Source organism: Siccirubricoccus deserti, assembly GCF_014283215.1.
GTDB lineage: Bacteria > Pseudomonadota > Alphaproteobacteria > Acetobacterales > Acetobacteraceae > Siccirubricoccus > Siccirubricoccus deserti.
On sequence record NZ_JACOMF010000012.1, the window covers coordinates 80449 to 95385 of the forward strand.

Consider the following 14937-nt stretch of genomic DNA (forward strand, 5'->3'; position numbering starts at 1 on the left):
CGCATGGGTTCACGGAAATGCTCTATCCCTTCTTGGTAGAGCAGATTCACGCCTCCGGGCGATGCCGCCCTGCGGCGGTCTGCTCTAGGCCAGCGCGTCGATCGCCGCGGCGACGCCGCCCGGCGCATGCGGCACGCCGGCGACCTTCATCGCCAGCTCCACCGTCGCCAGCGTGCCGAGGATCATCGGCTCGTTCAGGTCGCCGAGATGGCCGATGCGGAAGACCTTGCCGCCGAGCGGCCCGAGCCCACCGCCGAGCGAGAGGTTGAACCGTTGCAGCGCCACCGAGCGCAGCGCATCGGCATTCAGCCCCTCCGGCATCAGGATCGCCGTCACGCTGTCCGAATAGCGTCCCGGATTGAGGCAGAAGAGCTGCGGACCGTCATTGCCCGACCAGTGCTGCACCGCGGCCCGCACCGCGCGGCCCAGGCGGGTGTGGCGGGCGAAGACATTCTCCAGCCCCTCCTCCTGCTCGATCAGCCGGAGCGACTGCTGCAGCCCGTAGAAGAAGCTGACCGGCACCGTGCCGACGAAGCTGCGGTGCGGCCGCGCCAGCATGTTGGTCCAGTTGAAATAATGCTTCGGCAGGCGGGACGTCTTATGGGCTTCCATCGCCTTGGCGGAAACGCCGGTGAAGCTCATGCCGGTCGGCAGCATCAGCCCTTTCTGGCTGCCGCCGACGCAGGCATCGACGCCCCATTCATCCATCCGGAAATCGAGGCTGCCGAGGGAGGAGATGGTATCGGCCAGCAGCAGTGCCGGATGGCCGGTGGCGTCCAGCGCCGCGCGCACCTCGGGAATCGGGATCATCATGCCCGTCGCCGTTTCATTGTGCACGACGCAGAGTGCCTTGATCCCATGCGCCGTATCGGCCGCCAGGGCCGCCCGCACCGCCGCCATGTCGACGCCTCTGCGCCAATCGGCCGCGACGCTCTGCACCTCGATCCCGAGATCCTTCGCCATATTGGCCCAGGAGATGGAGAAATAGCCGCTCTCGAGAATCAGGATCCGGTCGCCGGGAGAGAGCAGGTTGACCAGGCTGGCTTCCCAGGCGGCATGGCCGGAGCCGGTGTAGAGGAAGAGCCCCTGCGTGGTCTTCAGCACCCGCTTCAGTCCGGCGACGCAGGCGTCGTAGACCTCGATGAAATTCGGGTCGTTGAAATCGACGGTTTGGTGCGCGGTGGCCAGCAGCACCGAGTCCGGAATGTTGGTCGGGCCCGGGTTGGCGAAGAATTGGCGGCCCCGCGGCTTTCTCGCCGGCTGCGTCACGCTCATGGCGTCGTATTCCCTGGTGAGAGTTGCATAGGCGCTTCCCGGGGGGGCGGTGTCCCATGGCCCGCCTGGCTTGGCCAGAGCCGGGGCCAACCGGCCCCGGCATGCACGGCTAGACCGGGAAGGGGTACTTCTTCAAATAGGGCATGTAGCTTTCCTCCACATCGATCTCGAGCGAGGCGAGCAGCCGCACCACGGCGCAATAGAAGCTGGCGGTCACCACCAGGTCGATGATGCTCTCGGTATCCAACGCGGCGCGGAGCGCGGCGAAGGTCTCGTAGCCGATGCCGGGGCCGGCGTGGATCTCCCGCGCCGCCTTCAGCACCAGCCGGGCGATGGGCTCCAGCGCCGTGGCCTCGCCATTCGTTTCGGCGATCAGCGCCACGATGTCGTCGTCGGTGACGCCGAAATCATAGCCGATCTTCACATGGTGCGACCATTCATAGGGGGATCGCGCCAGCCAGCCCACCTGCAGAATCGCCAGTTCGCGCAGCCGCGGGTTCAGCACCGATTTGTGGCGAATGTAGCCACCGAGGCCGGAGAAGGCGCGGGCCGCGCCGGGGTTGTTCACCAGTGCCTTGTGCAGGCTGATGTCGCGGGCCAGCAGTGGCTGGTCCTCGGGCTTGAGGTCAGCTTGGCTGAGGTAGGGTACGCGCGCCATGGTCTCTCTCTCTCCGGTTCAGATGAATTGCCAGTCGAAGCCCGCGGCGCCGCCCTTCACCCGACCGGCGGTAGGCCCGGGGAAATGGATCGGCAGCACCAGCGTGGGCGTTTCCGCCACCTCCGCCAGGAAGCCGCGGCGGGAGGCGGCGGCCTGGGTTGCGTCCCAGTCGAAGACGGTGGACCAGCCCGGCTCCCGCACCTGCAGCGCATGGTGCATCAGGTCGCCGGTGACCACGGCGCGCTGGCCGCGGGAGGCGATGTTGACGCAGCAATGGCAGGGTGAATGCCCGGGCGAGGGCTGCAGCCAGACGGTGTCATCGAGGGCGAAGTCGTCATCCACCAGCAACGCCTGGCCGGCGGCGACCACGGGTTCGCAATTGAAGCGCCAGACATTGCCAGGCGGGTTGGCGCCGCGGCGGCTGGCCTCCTCCCAGGCGGCGTATTCGCCCTTGTGGAAGACGTATTTCGCACGCGGGAAGGTCGGCACCCAGCGGCCGTTCACGAGGCGGGTGTTCCAGCCGCAATGGTCGATGTGCAGATGCGTGCAGAAGACGTAGTCGATGTCCTCGAAGCGCAGCCCCTCGGCGGCGAAGCCGTCCAGCCAGGGGGCTTTCGGAAAATCCATCGGTGCCGGATAGCCCTTGTCCTCGCCGGTGCAGGTGTCGACCAGGATGGTGTGCTTCGGCGTACGCACGACGAAGGTCTGGTAGGTGATGACCATGCGGCCGGAGGCGGGGTCGAACACCACCGGATCCAGCGTCTTCAGATGCGTCTCGGCGATCGCCGGGTCATAGGCCGGGAACATCTCGGCCGGGCGGCGCCAAGGGCCGTCGCGCTCGACGATGCTGGTGATGGTGACGTCGCCGATCCTGAGCGGCTGCATGTGCCCGACTCCTCCCGATTGGCTCCAGCCTAAGCGATACCGGCGTCGGCGCCAGCCCGGGCGGCGCTGCCCTTAGAGGGAAGGCGGCTCACCGCTGCAAGGATTTTCGCAATGATGCCGCAATGGAACACGGTTGACGCCGTGCCGCAAACCCATGCGAGTTTTATGAATGGAACAGGCTACGGCGCTGCCGGACAACTATGGGATTCCAAAGAAGCGGTGCCAATCCAAGGAATTTTCATGCTCAAATTAAAACAACATCAAGGATCACTTGAGGTTGGATGATCCATGGGTGAGATTGCCGCCTCGTGACACAACCGTTTCTGGCTCCATGACGTGAAAATGCACCCGCCAGCGGCAGACGAGCTCATCGGGCGCACCCTGGCATCGGATGTTCTGCATCGGCTCCGGGCCGACATTGTCGAGGTGAGGCTCCCGCCGGGCCAGCGGCTGCGCTTCGAGACGCTGCGCACCGCCTATGGCGTCAGCTTCAGCACCCTGCGCGAGGCGCTGGCGCATCTTGTCCAGGAAGGGCTGGTCGCGGCGGAAGGCCAGCGTGGCTTCCGCGTCGCTGGCATCTCGTGCGGTGAGTACGAGGACCTCATCCGGGCCCGCATCCTCATCGAGCGCGAAGTGCTGCGCCTGGCGGTGCAGCATGCCGACCCGGCCTGGGACGACCGGCTGACGGCGCGCTTCGATACCATCGGGGACAGCGGCGACATCCGCTGCATGCCGGGCTCGGAGTGGCTTGCTCGACACCGCGGCTTCATCGACACGCTGGTGGCGCCATGCGGCTCGCCGACGCTGCTGACCATGCGCGCCGTACTGGCGCGGCGGGCGCTGCGCTACGGCTTCTGGGCCGGAGAGATGCACCCCGGCCTGGCGCCGCACCGCCCGCTGCTGGAAGCGGCGCTGGCCCGCGACGCCGCCGCGCTGATGGACGAGCGGACCGCGCAGATCCGTCGCATCGGTGAGGATATTCTGCGGCACCTCGGGGATCATCTCATCGCCGGCTGATCCCATGCGCGGCGCGGGCCGGGCTCAGGCGTCGATGTGGTCGGTCGCCCGCACCGCCGGCCGCGCGGCGAAGCCTGCATGCCAGCGGGCCAGCGCCGGATGCGCCTCTCGCCAGCCGAGCGTCGGCCAGCGGAAATCGAGGTAGGACAGCGCCCCGCCGATCGAGATTTGACCGATGTCATAGGCGTCCTGCTCCAGCGCCGACGCCTCTGCCTCCAGCGCCTTCAGCAGCGCCTCCAGCTTCCAGCCGAAGCCTTCCAGCACCGCCGTGGAGGGGTGTTCCCGCGCCAGTTCGCCGCGCCACAGCACCAGCATGTCCATCGCCCCGGTGCCAAGCGCCTGGCGCCGCAGCGCGGTGATGCGCGCCCGGCCATCCGCCGGGAACAGCCGCGGGCCGCTGCCTAAGCCGTCGAGGTATTCGCAGATGACGCTGGAATCATACAGCGCGCTGCCATCCTCCAGCAGCAGGGTCGGGATCTTGCCGAGCGGGTTGGTCGGCAGCAGGGCGCGGTCGGTTTTGGTCATCGCCACCACCGTCGGCACCCGCTCGATCTGATCGACGAGGCCGCGCTCATGCACCACCACCATCACCTTGCGCACGAAGGGCGAGCGCGAGGACCAGTGCAGCCGCATCATTCGATATTCTCCCGTGGTGGCGTTGCCGCTGCCATTCTGCGCCGCCGGACGGCACCGATCCAGGGGCCTGCCCGGACGTCAGGGCCAGGCCAGCGCCAGTTGGGCGTCCGGCCTTGCCCGCGCCATGTTGGTCCAGGTCCGGCAATCCAGCATCTGCCAGCCGGCCGCCGCTGTTTCGCCAGAGACGAATTCCGCGCAGCGGCCGGAGCCGGCGGCCAGCGCCGCTCTTGCCTCGCGGTCCTTGGCTTGGCTGAGCGCCGATTCTCCCACCGCATCAGGCCCAGGCCGCGGGCGAAGCAGATGCGCTCCGGATGATACGCGGTCCCGATGGATTGCGGATGTAGTGCTCGAGAACAGCACCTCCGTGGTGGCCGCAATGGTGGCCCCGGTCACCGCTTCCCGCTAAGGTGGGGCGATGCGGCCGGTGCGCCAGGCTGGGGTTCAGGCGCCTCGGGCTGGTTTCCGCCGCGCGGGTGATGTTGAGGCGGACCACCCGGCTCTGCCGTTCCGACCGCAGCGGCGTTGCGCCGAAGAACCACCCCCGGTCGGGCGCGGCGGGCCAGTCATGCTTGCGGTAGGGCAGGAGCTCACCGGTGCGCAGCAGGCGACTGTGGCCGCAGCCGGGCTCGAAGGGCAGCACGCCGGGGCGTGGCGCTCCGGCTGAATCGAGGCAGGCGGCCTGGACGAGATCGCCGGCAAGGTTATCGGCCTATGCGAGCGCCTTTATACGCGCACCACACCGGGCTTAGCAGCAGTGCCGGCAGCACTGCCTGCAAATTTCACACACCAAATTGTGCGCAAGAGGAGACCGCGGCACGCGGGTTCTCCCGCACCGCAGCATCTTCCCCTAGGGATACGTCCCTCCGCTGAAGCCAGGCGCTGGCCTGGTCCGGCGGATGGCGGGGCTCAGAAGCCCTCGCGCTCCAGCCGCTTGCGCTCGACCTTGCGGGCGCGGCGGACGGCCTCTGCGGCCTCGCGGGCGCGGCGCTCGGACGGCTTCTCGTAATGCCGGCGGAGCTTCATCTCGCGGAACACACCCTCCCGCTGCAGCTTCTTTTTGAGCGCCTTCAGCGCCTGGTCGATGTTGTTGTCACGGACGACGACTTGCACGCGGCTCAGCCTCCTGTCGCTGTGGTGGAGAAACGGAAAAAGCCGCAGCAGGGTGCAAGGTTGCGCGTGGCCCGGCTCGCCGGACCCCGAACGCCACCCCACCCTGACGCGGATGCGCGGCTCTTAGCACGCATCGGTGGCGCGCCGGAAGCCCCTCCCGCCATCGGCCCCGGCATCCTAACTGCTGAAGCAGAATCCGCGGCGGAGCATCCACAATGGCCATTCTGAAGATCGCCCGCATGGGCCACCCCGTCCTGCTGCGGGAGGCGGAGCCGGTCGATGACCCGACCGGCCCCGAAATCCGCCGGCTGATCGCCGACATGGCCGAGACCATGCTGGACGCCGCCGGCATCGGCCTCGCCGCGCCGCAGGTGCATGTGCCGTTGCGGCTGTTCGTCTACCGGGACGGGGCCGGCGTCGCCACCCTGGTGAACCCGGAGCTGGAGCCGCTGGGGGAGGAGCTTGAGTCCGGCTGGGAGGGGTGCCTCTCCATCCCTGGCCTGCGCGGCTGCGTCGCCCGGCCGAAGCGTATCCGCTGGCGCGGGCTGGATGCCGAGGGACATCCAGTCTCGGGTGAGGCGGAGGGCCTGACCGCCCGGGTCATGCAGCATGAGACGGACCATCTGGACGGCGTGCTCTATCCGATGCGGATGGAGGATCTGGCGCTGTTCGGCTTCACCGAGGAACTGGCCCGTGCGGCCGGGAGCGTGACGCGATGACCGAGCGCAGCCCGGAGCGCGAGGCGGCGATCCGCGCCCTGCTGCCGCTCGCCGCCCGGCAGGGCTGGAATTGGGGCAGCCTGCGGGCGGCGCTGGCGGCGATCGGGGAAGCCCCCGCGGTGGCGGAAAGCCTGTTCCCGCGTGGCCCGGTGGGCGCGGTGGAGGCTTGGATCGACCTTATCAACCGCGACATGACCGAGGCGGCGGCGGAAGAGGGGGTGCCGGGGCTGCGGGTGCCGGACCGCATCCGCCGGGTGGTGGAGCTGCGGCTCCTCGCCGTCGCGCCGCACAAAGCCGCGCTCAGGCGGGCGCTCAGCCTGCTGTCACTGCCCTGGAACCTGCCGGCGGCGCTGCGCACCTCGGCGTCGACGGCGAATGCCATGTGGTACGCCGCCGGCGACACCTCGGCGGATTTCTCTTGGTACACCAGGCGGGCGACATTGGCCGGCATCTATGGCGCGACCCTGGCCTTTTGGATGCGCAACGACGACCCGGAGATCGGCGAGGCGATGGCCTTCCTCGACCGGCGGCTGGCCGAGCTGGCGCGGATCGGGAAGCGGCGACGGCCCGGCGTCCAGGCCGGCTGAGCAGCTCCGGTGCAGATGCGGCCGCATCCCCTTGCGCCGCCTGCCCCCCGCTGCCACACAGCGGCGCTGCCAAACGGACGCCATGACAGACGACGCCCCCAATTCTTCCACGCCCCCTGGCCTCCTGCCCGCCGGGCTGATGGACCTGCTGCCGCCCGAGGCGGAGAGGGAGGCGGTGCTGGTCGAGACGCTGATGGCCGCCTTCGCCGGCCATGGCTATGAACGGGTGAAGCCGCCGCTGCTGGAATTCGAGGACAGTCTGCTGGCCGGCTCGGGTGCCGCCGTGGCCGAGCAGACCTTCCGGCTGATGGACCCGGTCAGCCAGCGGATGATGGGTCTCCGCGCCGACACCACGCCGCAGGTCGCCCGCATTGCCGCCACCAGGCTGGGCCTCCAGCCGCGGCCGCTCCGCCTCTGCTACGCCGGCCAGGTGCTGCGGGTGCGGGGTACCCAGCTGGCACCGGAACGCCAGCTGCCGCAGACCGGCATCGAGTTGATCGGCAGCGACGCCCCCGCCGCCGATGCCGAGGTGGCGCTGGTCGCCGCCGCGGCGCTGGCCGCCGCCGGGGTGCCCTCGGTGAGCCTCGACATCACCCTGCCGACCATGGCGCCGGCGTTGCTGGAGGCCGCCGAGGTGCCGCCAGCGCTGCGGCAGCGGCTGGCCCGGGCGCTGGACCGCAAGGATGCCGCCTCGGTCGCCGCGCTCTCGGGCGAGGCTGGGCCGCTGGCGGCGGCGCTGCCGGTACTGCTGGCCGCGGCCGGCCCGGCTGATGGCGCGCTGGCGGCGCTGGCGGGGGTGGAGCTGCCGCCCGCGGCGCGTGCCATCGCCGACAATGCTGCGGCCGTCATCGCCGCCATCCGGGCCCGCGCGCCGGGGCTACGCATCACCCTCGATCCGGTGGAGTTCCGCGGCTTCCGCTACCATGTCGGGGTCGCCTTCACCCTCTACGGCCCCGGCACCACCGGGGAACTGGCGCGCGGCGGCCGCTACATGTCGCTGAACGAGGAGCCGGCGACGGGCATGAGCCTCTACCCCGATGCGGTGCTGCGGGCGGCCCCGGCGCCCGCCCCGCGGCCGCGCGTCTTCGTGCCCGCCGGCACGCCCGAGGCGGCGCTGCAGGCGCTGCGGGCTCAGGGCTTCGCCACCGTGGCGGCGCTCTCGGCGGCGGATTCCCCGAAGGGGTTGCGCTGCTCCCACCGCCTGGTCGATGGCCGCGCGGTGCCGATTTCAAAGGAAGGCTGACGCCATGGCAAATGTCGCGGTGATCGGCGCCCAATGGGGCGACGAGGGCAAGGGCAAGGTGGTGGACTGGCTCGCCAGCCGCGCCGATGTCGTGGTGCGGTTCCAGGGCGGCCACAACGCCGGCCATACGCTGGTGGTCGGCGACCAGACCTATAAGCTGTCCCTGCTGCCCTCCGGCGTGGTTCGCGGCAAGCTCGGCATCATCGGCAATGGGGTGGTGCTGGACCCGCAGGCCCTGCTCGACGAGATCGCCAAGGTGACGGCACAGGGGCTGACGGTGACGCCGGACAACCTGCGCATCGCCGAGAACGTGCCGCTGATCCTGCCGCTGCACCCAGCGCTGGACAAGGCGCGGGAGGCGGCACGCGGCGGCGACAAGATCGGCACCACCGGGCGGGGGATCGGCCCGGCCTATGAGGACAAGGTAGGCCGCCGCTCCATCCGCCTCTGCGATCTGGCGGAGCCGGAGACGCTCTCGAAGAAGCTGGACGAGCTGCTGCTGCACCACAATTCGCTGCTGCGCGGCCTCGGCGCGCCGGAGTTCGAGAAGCAGGCGCTGCTGGACGGGCTGCTGGCCCTGGCGCCGAAGCTCCTGCCCTTCGCCGAGGCGGTATGGGAGAGGTTGGAGGAGGCCCGCCACACCGGCCAGCGGGTGCTGTTCGAGGGCGCCCAGGCGGTGATGCTGGATGTCGACCACGGCACCTACCCCTATGTCACCTCCTCCAACACTGTTGCTGGCAGCGCCGCGGCAGGGTCGGGGGTCGGGCCGGATGCGGTCGGCATGGTGCTCGGCATCGCCAAGGCCTACTCCACCCGCGTCGGCAGCGGGCCCTTCCCGACCGAGTTGCATGACGCGATCGGCGAGGGGCTCGGCGACCGCGGGCGGGAGTTCGGCACCGTCACCGGCCGCCGCCGGCGCTGCGGCTGGTTCGATGCCTGCATGGTGCGCCAGGCGGTGAAGATCGGCGGCATCCAGGGCATCGCCCTGACCAAGCTCGACGTGCTGGACGGGCTCTCGGAGCTGAAGATCTGCACCGGCTACCGGATCAAGGGCGAGACCTTCCGCCGGCTGCCCAGCGCCTTCCAGGCCCAGGCTGCGGCCGAGCCGATCTACGAGACGCTGGAAGGCTGGACCACCTCCACCATGGGCGCCCGCAGCTACGCCGAGTTGCCTGCCGCGGCGGTGAAATACGTCCGCCGGATCGAGGAATTGGTCGAGGCGCCGGTGGTGCTGCTCTCCACCAGCCCGGATCGCGACGATACCATCACCCTGCGCGATCCCTTCGCCGGGTGAATGCCGTACGCGCCGTGCTGGCCGCGCTGCTGCGCGTCGCCGGCGCGGCGCGGGCGGGGAAGGCGTGTTCCATCAGTAATTCGAGGGGACGGTGCGACACCTCGATGTCGATGCATGTCCCGGCGGCACGCTGGCGGTGGAGCAGGGGTGCTGCCGCCTCGCGCTGCAGGGCAGTGATGTCCTGATCTACGAATTCCGCCAAGCGGAAGGCAGCCCCTGCCTGGTGCAAGTGCCCTGCCACGACGGCAACGCCGTCGTCGCTCGGCATGGCGTGAACCACACCCGCCGCTGAACCTGCCCTGGAGTGGCCGCCATCCGTAGCGGCCGTACCGGCCGCCTTCAAGGATGACAGGGCGCCGCTACTCGGGCTGCACGCCTGCCGCGCTCAGGATCGCCGTGTAGCGCTCGATGCCCTCACGCACCAGCTTCATCACCTGCTCTGAGGTCTCGTAGCCCGCCCGCGGCGAGACGCCGGCCATTTCGATGACCTTCGCCGCATTCTGCTGGATCGCGCCACGGAAGGCGGCGCCCAGCGCCGCGACCACGGGCGCCGGCGTACCGGCGGGGGCGAGGATGGGGAAGAATTCCTCATGGATGATCCCGGGCAAGCCGGCCTCGGGGGCGCTCGGCACGTCGGGCAGGGCCGGGCTGCGCTGCTCCGCCAGCACTGCGAGTGCACGCAGACCGCCACCGCGGATCTGCCCGATCGAGGAAGCCATGGTCGGCGTGCCGAGCTGCGCTTCTCCGGCAATCAGGGCGGCGACACTCGGGCCGCCGCCGCGGTAATGCACCACCTCGACCTGTGCCTGAGCCACGGAGCGGAACAACTCCGCGGCGACGTGCACGCCGCTGCCGGTCCCGGCCGTGGCCAGGTTGTAGCGACCCGGATTGGCCTTCAGCAGCGCCACCAACTCCCGCGCCGTCCGCGCCGGCAGTTGCGGGCTGGCGACCAGCACATGCGGCGAGAAGCCGGCCACCGCCACGCCAACGAAATCATTGACCGCGTCATAGGGCACGCGCGCGACAATCGCCGGCACTGTCGAATGGGAGCTGTTGATCAGCACCGTGTAGCCATCCGGCGCCGCGCGCGCGACATACTCGGCGCCGATAACGCTGCCGGCGCCGGCGCGGTTCTCGACGACGATCGGCTGACCAAGCGCCTGGCCCGCCGACTCCGCGATGAGCCGACTGACGATGTCATTCGAGCCGCTGGGGGCGAAGGGGACGACCAACCGGATAGGCCGGGTGGGCCGCCAGGCCTGCCCGGTCTGGGCATGGACGACCGAGGGCGCGAGGCCCGCGGCGACGGAAAGGGCAAGGGTTTGGCGGCGGGTCGGCATCTGGGACGTCTCCCTGGTCTTGGCTTCGCGGCGCACTGTAACAGCGGCGTGCCATGCCTTTGGCCGAACCATACCGCGATCGAGCGTGGATGCCAGAGCCGAAATGGATCGGCTGCCTGGGACAACACGGGCGTTTGTCGGCCGCCCGTCAGCCCGCCGCGGCTTCCACCGTGGCGACGAAGCGCGGTGCCATCGCCGCCAGCGAGTAGTGCTCCACTGCCCGCGCCCGCCCCGCCGCACCCATCGCCCGGCGCCGTTCCGCATCGCCGGCGAGCCCGACCAGCGCCGCCTCCCAATCCGCGTCGCCTTCCGCCAGCAGCCCGGTCTCGCCATCCCGCAGCACATCGACATTGGCCCCAACCGGGCTGGCCACCGCGGGCAGGCCGCAGGCCATGTACTCGATCAGCTTGAAGCCGCATTTGCCGCGCGCCTGGGCGTCATCCGGCAGTGGCATGATGCCGATGTCAAAGCCCTGGATGTCGGCGATCTCGCCGGCCAGGGTCCAGGGGCGGAACTCCACCGGCGTCTCGCCGGCATCGAAGGGCTCGGCGCCGACGAAGCGGTAGCGGATGCGGGGATCGCGCCGCGCCGCCGCCGCCAGCCCTGGCCAGATCGCCCGGATATAGCTGGTGTTGCGCGGCGTGCCGATCCAGCCGACGACAATCGCGCCATCCGCTGGCCGCGGCGCGGGACGGAATTGGACGGTGTCCACCACGGTCGGGATCAGCACGACCCGGTCCGGTGAGGCGGCGTGCCGCCGGGCGTAATCGGCGAGCAACTCGCTGCCGACCACGGTGCGGCGCGCCCGGGCGATCAGCCGCGCCGGGCGGTCGAAGTCGCGCAGCCGGTCGATCGGGTTGTCGTAATTGGTCGAGCGCAGCCAGATGGCATCGTCGAAATCAAAGGCGAGCCGGCCGCTGGCCGCCTCCAGCGCCCGCTCGAAGACGGCGGGGCCGATGGGGAAGGCCTCGCGCAGCACGTAGACCAGGTCGGCCCGCGTCGCCTGCAGGATATCGCCCATCCGCAGCGCCGCGCCCCAGGCTGTGATGCCGAGCTTGGCCGCGAGCCCCGGCCGATAGGCCAGCGGCGCCAGGCGGGAGGAGAGGAAGGGCCGCACCGTGGCCTGGATGCCTGCCGCCTCCAGCGCCGGCAGGTACTGGTGGATGCGGAAGCGGGTGGAGGGCCCCTCGATCGGGTGCGGGGCGATGAACAGGACGGAGAGGCGGGGCATGGTTCAATCCGGTGGCAGCAGGCGCAGGCGGATGGCGCCGCAGCCGGCGATCAGCAGCAGCAGGGCGACGGCAACCCCGACCAACTCCCCGGCCACGGCGCGGGCGGCGAGCCCGGCCGCGGCCGCCACCGCCTGCACCAGCAGCACCCGGCCGAGCGGCCGCAGTGCCCGCCACCCCGGCAGCAGCCAATGCCCGGCCAGGGCGATGCCGGCAAGGGCGGCCAGCGCCTGGCTGCCGGCCACCGCCAGCGCCGCACCCAGCGCGCCATGGCCCGGGATCAGCAGCAGGTTCAGCGCCAGCTGGGCCGTGACGACCAGGGCGTTCAGCAGCAGCACCGCACCCTGCCGGTCGGTCAGCATCAGCGCGCCGGCGGCCAGCGCCTGCAGCGCGGTCACCGGCAAGGTTGCCAGCAGCACCGCCAGCGGCGCCGCGGCGGCGGCGTAGGCCGCGGGGAACAGCAGCCCGATCAGCGGCCCGGCGGCGAGCAGCCCGAACACCAGCGCCGGCAGCAGCAGCGCCGCCGCCAGGCTCAGCTCCCAGCCGAACCAGCGGCCGAAGCCGGCGCGGTCGTGCTGGATCAGCCGCGCCACGGTGGCGTTCATCGCGATCTGCGCCGAGTAGATGATGAAGAGCGCTGCCTCGAACAACTTGAAGGCGGCGATGAAGCGGGCGACCTCAGACTCGTTCGCCAATCGCCCGAGCAGCAGCGGCTCCAGCCGGCCGAGCGCCACCGTGGCCAGGGCGACACCAAGGTAGGGCAGGCTCTGGCCCAGGACCCGCCGGCAGAAGGCAAGGTCGAGCCGCAGCCGGACCGGCCCGGCGACGCCGGTCAGCAGCCGCCACATCAGCGCGGTGTTGAGCAGGCTGGCGACCACCAGCGCCGCCGCCACCACCCGCAAATCGCCGCCGGTGGCCAGCGCCGCGACCAGCCCGAGCCCCGATTGCAGCAAGGTGTTCGCCAGGTAGCCGGTGGCGAGCAGCCGGATGGCGTGCAGGCCCTGGCCGGCATTCTCCAGCAGCAGCCAGAGGTTGGCCGCGGGCAGCAGCAGCGCGACGATGGCGAGGATGCCGACGACGCCGGGCCCATAGCCCGCCAGCGCCGCCGCCCCCGGCAGCAGCAGCGCGGCGATGACGCCGAGGCCGAGCTTCAGCGGCGCCAGCCGGCCGACCCATTCGGCAGCCTCGGCCCGGGCCCGCGCCACCTCCTTCACCACGCTGCGCGACAGGCCGAGGTCCTGCGCCATGCCGGCGATGACGATGGCCGATAGCGCCAGATTATAGGTGCCGAAATCCTCGATGCTCAGCAGATGTGCCAGGGTCAGGGTGAAGACCATGCCGATCGCCCGGCTGGCGATCTGGCTGGCGGCGAGCACCGCCGCGCCCTGGAGCACGCGGCCGGCGGTGCGGCGCAGCGGCTCGGTGGCGCTGGTCGGGGTGTCGGGACGGGCGGTGCCGGTCATGCCTGGCGGGCGAGGGGGTGTCGAGCGGAGGGCATGGTCCGGTCCCGGATAGGTGCCGCGGCACGAGCCTCGGACATTGGCCGAAGGGGCTTGGCGATGCGGGCCGCATGATGCTGGGCGGGCCGGAAAAGGTAAACCACCCTGTCCATAACGCAGCCGGAAAATTGCCAAACCGGCCGGAAACGGCCGGCTGGCGCCGCTTTCGCCCATGCTCTAGAGCGGATCGCGACGGGGCGTAAGCGCCCCGGAGCGTGATCCGCTCTCCAAACAACAGGCTACAGCGTGCTTCGGCTGGCACGGCTGGCGAGGGGAATGGGCAAGGGGATGGTGGTGGCATTGGCGATCCGGGGCAATGGTTGCGGCGCGGCCCGGCATGGCGGGAGCGCCGCGGATGCCGGTTGAGGTGGCGCCGGGGCTTGCGGCGCGGGTGGGCATCGTCATCCCCAATTGGAACGGTGCGCATCTGCTGCCGGCCTGTCTCGACAGCCTGCGGCGGCAGAGCTTCCGCGACTTCGCCGTCATCGTCGTGGACAACGGCTCCACCGACGGCAGCCTGGAGCTGTTGCGATCCGGTTACCCGGAGGTGCATGTGGTGGCCCTGCCGCGGAACATCGGCTTCGCCGGCGGGGTGAATGCCGGCATCCGGCTCTGCGCCGGAGAATATGTCGCGCTGCTGAACAATGACACCGAGGCCGCGCCGGATTGGCTGGAGGCGGCGGTGACCGAGCTCGACCGGCTGCCGGAGATATCCTACGCCGCCTCCAAGCTGCTCGACTTCCATGATCGCCGGGTGCTCGACAGCATCGCCGACGGCTTCGCGCTCTACGGCGTGCCGTTCAAGATCGGCGATCGCGAGATCGACGCCGGCCATTATGCGGCGCCCTTCGAGATCCTCAGCGCCTGCGCCGCCGCCAGCTTCTACCGCCGCGCGCTGTTCGAGGACATCGGCCTGTTCGACGAGGATTTCTTTGCCTATGTCGAGGACATCGACATCGCGTTGCGGGCGGTGCTGGCGGGACATCGCGGCATCTCGATCCCGGCGGCGCGGGTGTATCACCTCGGCACCGCCTCCACCGGCGGCGCGCCTTCGGGCTTCACCATCCGTCTCTCCGCCCGGAATGTCTGGTGGGTGATGCTGAAAGCCACGCCCGGGCCGCTGTTGCCGGCGGTGTTGCCGCTGGCCTTCCTGTCGCAGCTCGGGCTGCTGGCACACACGCTGCTGACCGGGCGGCGGCCGTGGTTGCGGCGCCACCTCGGCGCCTATTGCCGGGGGGTGTGGGATGCCTTCGCGGCGCTGCCGCAGGTGCTGCGCAAGCGCCGGCAGATGCCGCGGCGGATCGGCGCCGGCGCCTTCCTCGCCCGGCTGCGGCTGGCCGAGGCGCAGCGGCGGGCCAGCCGCCGCCGTGCCCTGGCGCAGCGCGCCGCGGCACCGCAGGTGGTGGAGCGCGCGGCGTAGCGCCGCTTCGCTGGCCGCATGCCGC

At 70.5% G+C, this 14937-nt stretch carries 16 protein-coding genes; 8 read left to right on the top strand and 8 right to left on the bottom strand.

Annotated features, from left to right (window positions below):
• Positions 1 to 84 precede the first annotated feature (84 nt).
• The 3 genes from H7965_RS12305 to H7965_RS12315 all read right to left on the bottom strand — a co-directional run bounded on the left by H7965_RS12305 (position 85) and on the right by H7965_RS12315 (position 2818).
• Positions 85 to 1275, bottom strand: coding sequence for a pyridoxal-phosphate-dependent aminotransferase family protein (locus H7965_RS12305; RefSeq protein ID WP_186770878.1), 1191 nt, complete (start codon positions 1273 to 1275; stop codon positions 85 to 87).
• A 109-nt stretch (positions 1276 to 1384) separates the two neighbouring features.
• A complete protein-coding gene (locus tag H7965_RS12310) occupies positions 1385 to 1933 on the bottom strand; it encodes a carboxymuconolactone decarboxylase family protein (RefSeq protein ID WP_186770879.1) in 549 nt (182 codons plus the stop codon).
• A gap of 18 nt (positions 1934 to 1951) precedes the next feature.
• Entirely contained in the window at positions 1952 to 2818 is an 867-nt protein-coding gene (locus H7965_RS12315) for an MBL fold metallo-hydrolase (protein WP_186770880.1), read from the bottom strand.
• A gap of 114 nt (positions 2819 to 2932) precedes the next feature.
• Between H7965_RS12315 and H7965_RS12320 the strand changes: the two genes are divergently transcribed.
• Positions 2933 to 3103, top strand: a complete 171-nt coding sequence (locus H7965_RS12320; RefSeq protein ID WP_186770881.1) for a hypothetical protein — start codon at positions 2933 to 2935, stop codon at positions 3101 to 3103.
• Between the two features lie 57 nt (positions 3104 to 3160).
• Positions 3161 to 3835 (top strand): GntR family transcriptional regulator, encoded by a 675-nt coding sequence (locus H7965_RS12325; protein WP_186770882.1) that lies wholly within the window; start codon positions 3161 to 3163, stop codon positions 3833 to 3835.
• A gap of 24 nt (positions 3836 to 3859) precedes the next feature.
• Here the strand turns inward: H7965_RS12325 and H7965_RS12330 are convergent, their stop codons facing one another.
• Positions 3860 to 4471 (bottom strand): glutathione S-transferase family protein, encoded by a 612-nt coding sequence (locus H7965_RS12330; protein WP_222440580.1) that lies wholly within the window; start codon positions 4469 to 4471, stop codon positions 3860 to 3862.
• Positions 4472 to 5377: 906 nt separating this feature from the next.
• Positions 5378 to 5581 (bottom strand): 30S ribosomal protein S21, encoded by a 204-nt coding sequence (rpsU, locus tag H7965_RS12335; protein ID WP_007006360.1) that lies wholly within the window; start codon positions 5579 to 5581, stop codon positions 5378 to 5380.
• Between the two features lie 215 nt (positions 5582 to 5796).
• Here rpsU and def point away from each other — a divergent pair, with 215 nt between their 5' ends.
• The 5 genes from def (at position 5797) to H7965_RS12360 (ending at position 9716) form a co-directional block, all read left to right on the top strand.
• Positions 5797 to 6300, top strand: a complete 504-nt coding sequence (def, locus tag H7965_RS12340; protein ID WP_186770883.1) for a peptide deformylase — start codon at positions 5797 to 5799, stop codon at positions 6298 to 6300.
• On the top strand, positions 6297 to 6887 hold the full coding sequence (locus H7965_RS12345; RefSeq protein ID WP_186770884.1) for a COQ9 family protein: 591 nt from the start codon (positions 6297 to 6299) through the stop codon (positions 6885 to 6887). Before def ends, H7965_RS12345 begins: the two co-directional genes overlap by 4 nt.
• Before the next feature lie 82 nt (positions 6888 to 6969).
• Complete coding sequence (locus H7965_RS12350) at positions 6970 to 8130, top strand: ATP phosphoribosyltransferase regulatory subunit (RefSeq protein ID WP_186770885.1); 1161 nt, start codon at positions 6970 to 6972, stop codon at positions 8128 to 8130.
• A gap of 4 nt (positions 8131 to 8134) precedes the next feature.
• Entirely contained in the window at positions 8135 to 9424 is a 1290-nt protein-coding gene (locus H7965_RS12355; protein WP_186770886.1) for an adenylosuccinate synthase, read from the top strand.
• Positions 9425 to 9515: 91 nt separating this feature from the next.
• On the top strand, positions 9516 to 9716 hold the full coding sequence (locus tag H7965_RS12360; protein WP_186770887.1) for a hypothetical protein: 201 nt from the start codon (positions 9516 to 9518) through the stop codon (positions 9714 to 9716).
• Between the two features lie 67 nt (positions 9717 to 9783).
• Here the strand turns inward: H7965_RS12360 and H7965_RS12365 are convergent, their stop codons facing one another.
• The 3 genes from H7965_RS12365 to H7965_RS12375 form a co-directional block, all read right to left on the bottom strand.
• On the bottom strand, positions 9784 to 10764 hold the full coding sequence (locus H7965_RS12365) for a Bug family tripartite tricarboxylate transporter substrate binding protein (protein ID WP_186770888.1): 981 nt from the start codon (positions 10762 to 10764) through the stop codon (positions 9784 to 9786).
• Between the two features lie 148 nt (positions 10765 to 10912).
• Positions 10913 to 11995, bottom strand: coding sequence for a glycosyltransferase family 4 protein (locus tag H7965_RS12370; protein ID WP_186770889.1), 1083 nt, complete (start codon positions 11993 to 11995; stop codon positions 10913 to 10915).
• Between the two features lie 3 nt (positions 11996 to 11998).
• The gene (locus H7965_RS12375) at positions 11999 to 13456 is read right to left on the bottom strand and encodes an oligosaccharide flippase family protein (RefSeq protein WP_186770890.1); all 1458 of its coding nucleotides are present in this window, start codon (positions 13454 to 13456) and stop codon (positions 11999 to 12001) included.
• Positions 13457 to 13847: 391 nt separating this feature from the next.
• Between H7965_RS12375 and H7965_RS12380 the strand changes: the two genes are divergently transcribed.
• The gene (locus H7965_RS12380; RefSeq protein ID WP_186770891.1) at positions 13848 to 14912 is read left to right on the top strand and encodes a glycosyltransferase family 2 protein; all 1065 of its coding nucleotides are present in this window, start codon (positions 13848 to 13850) and stop codon (positions 14910 to 14912) included.
• Positions 14913 to 14937 lie beyond the last annotated feature (25 nt).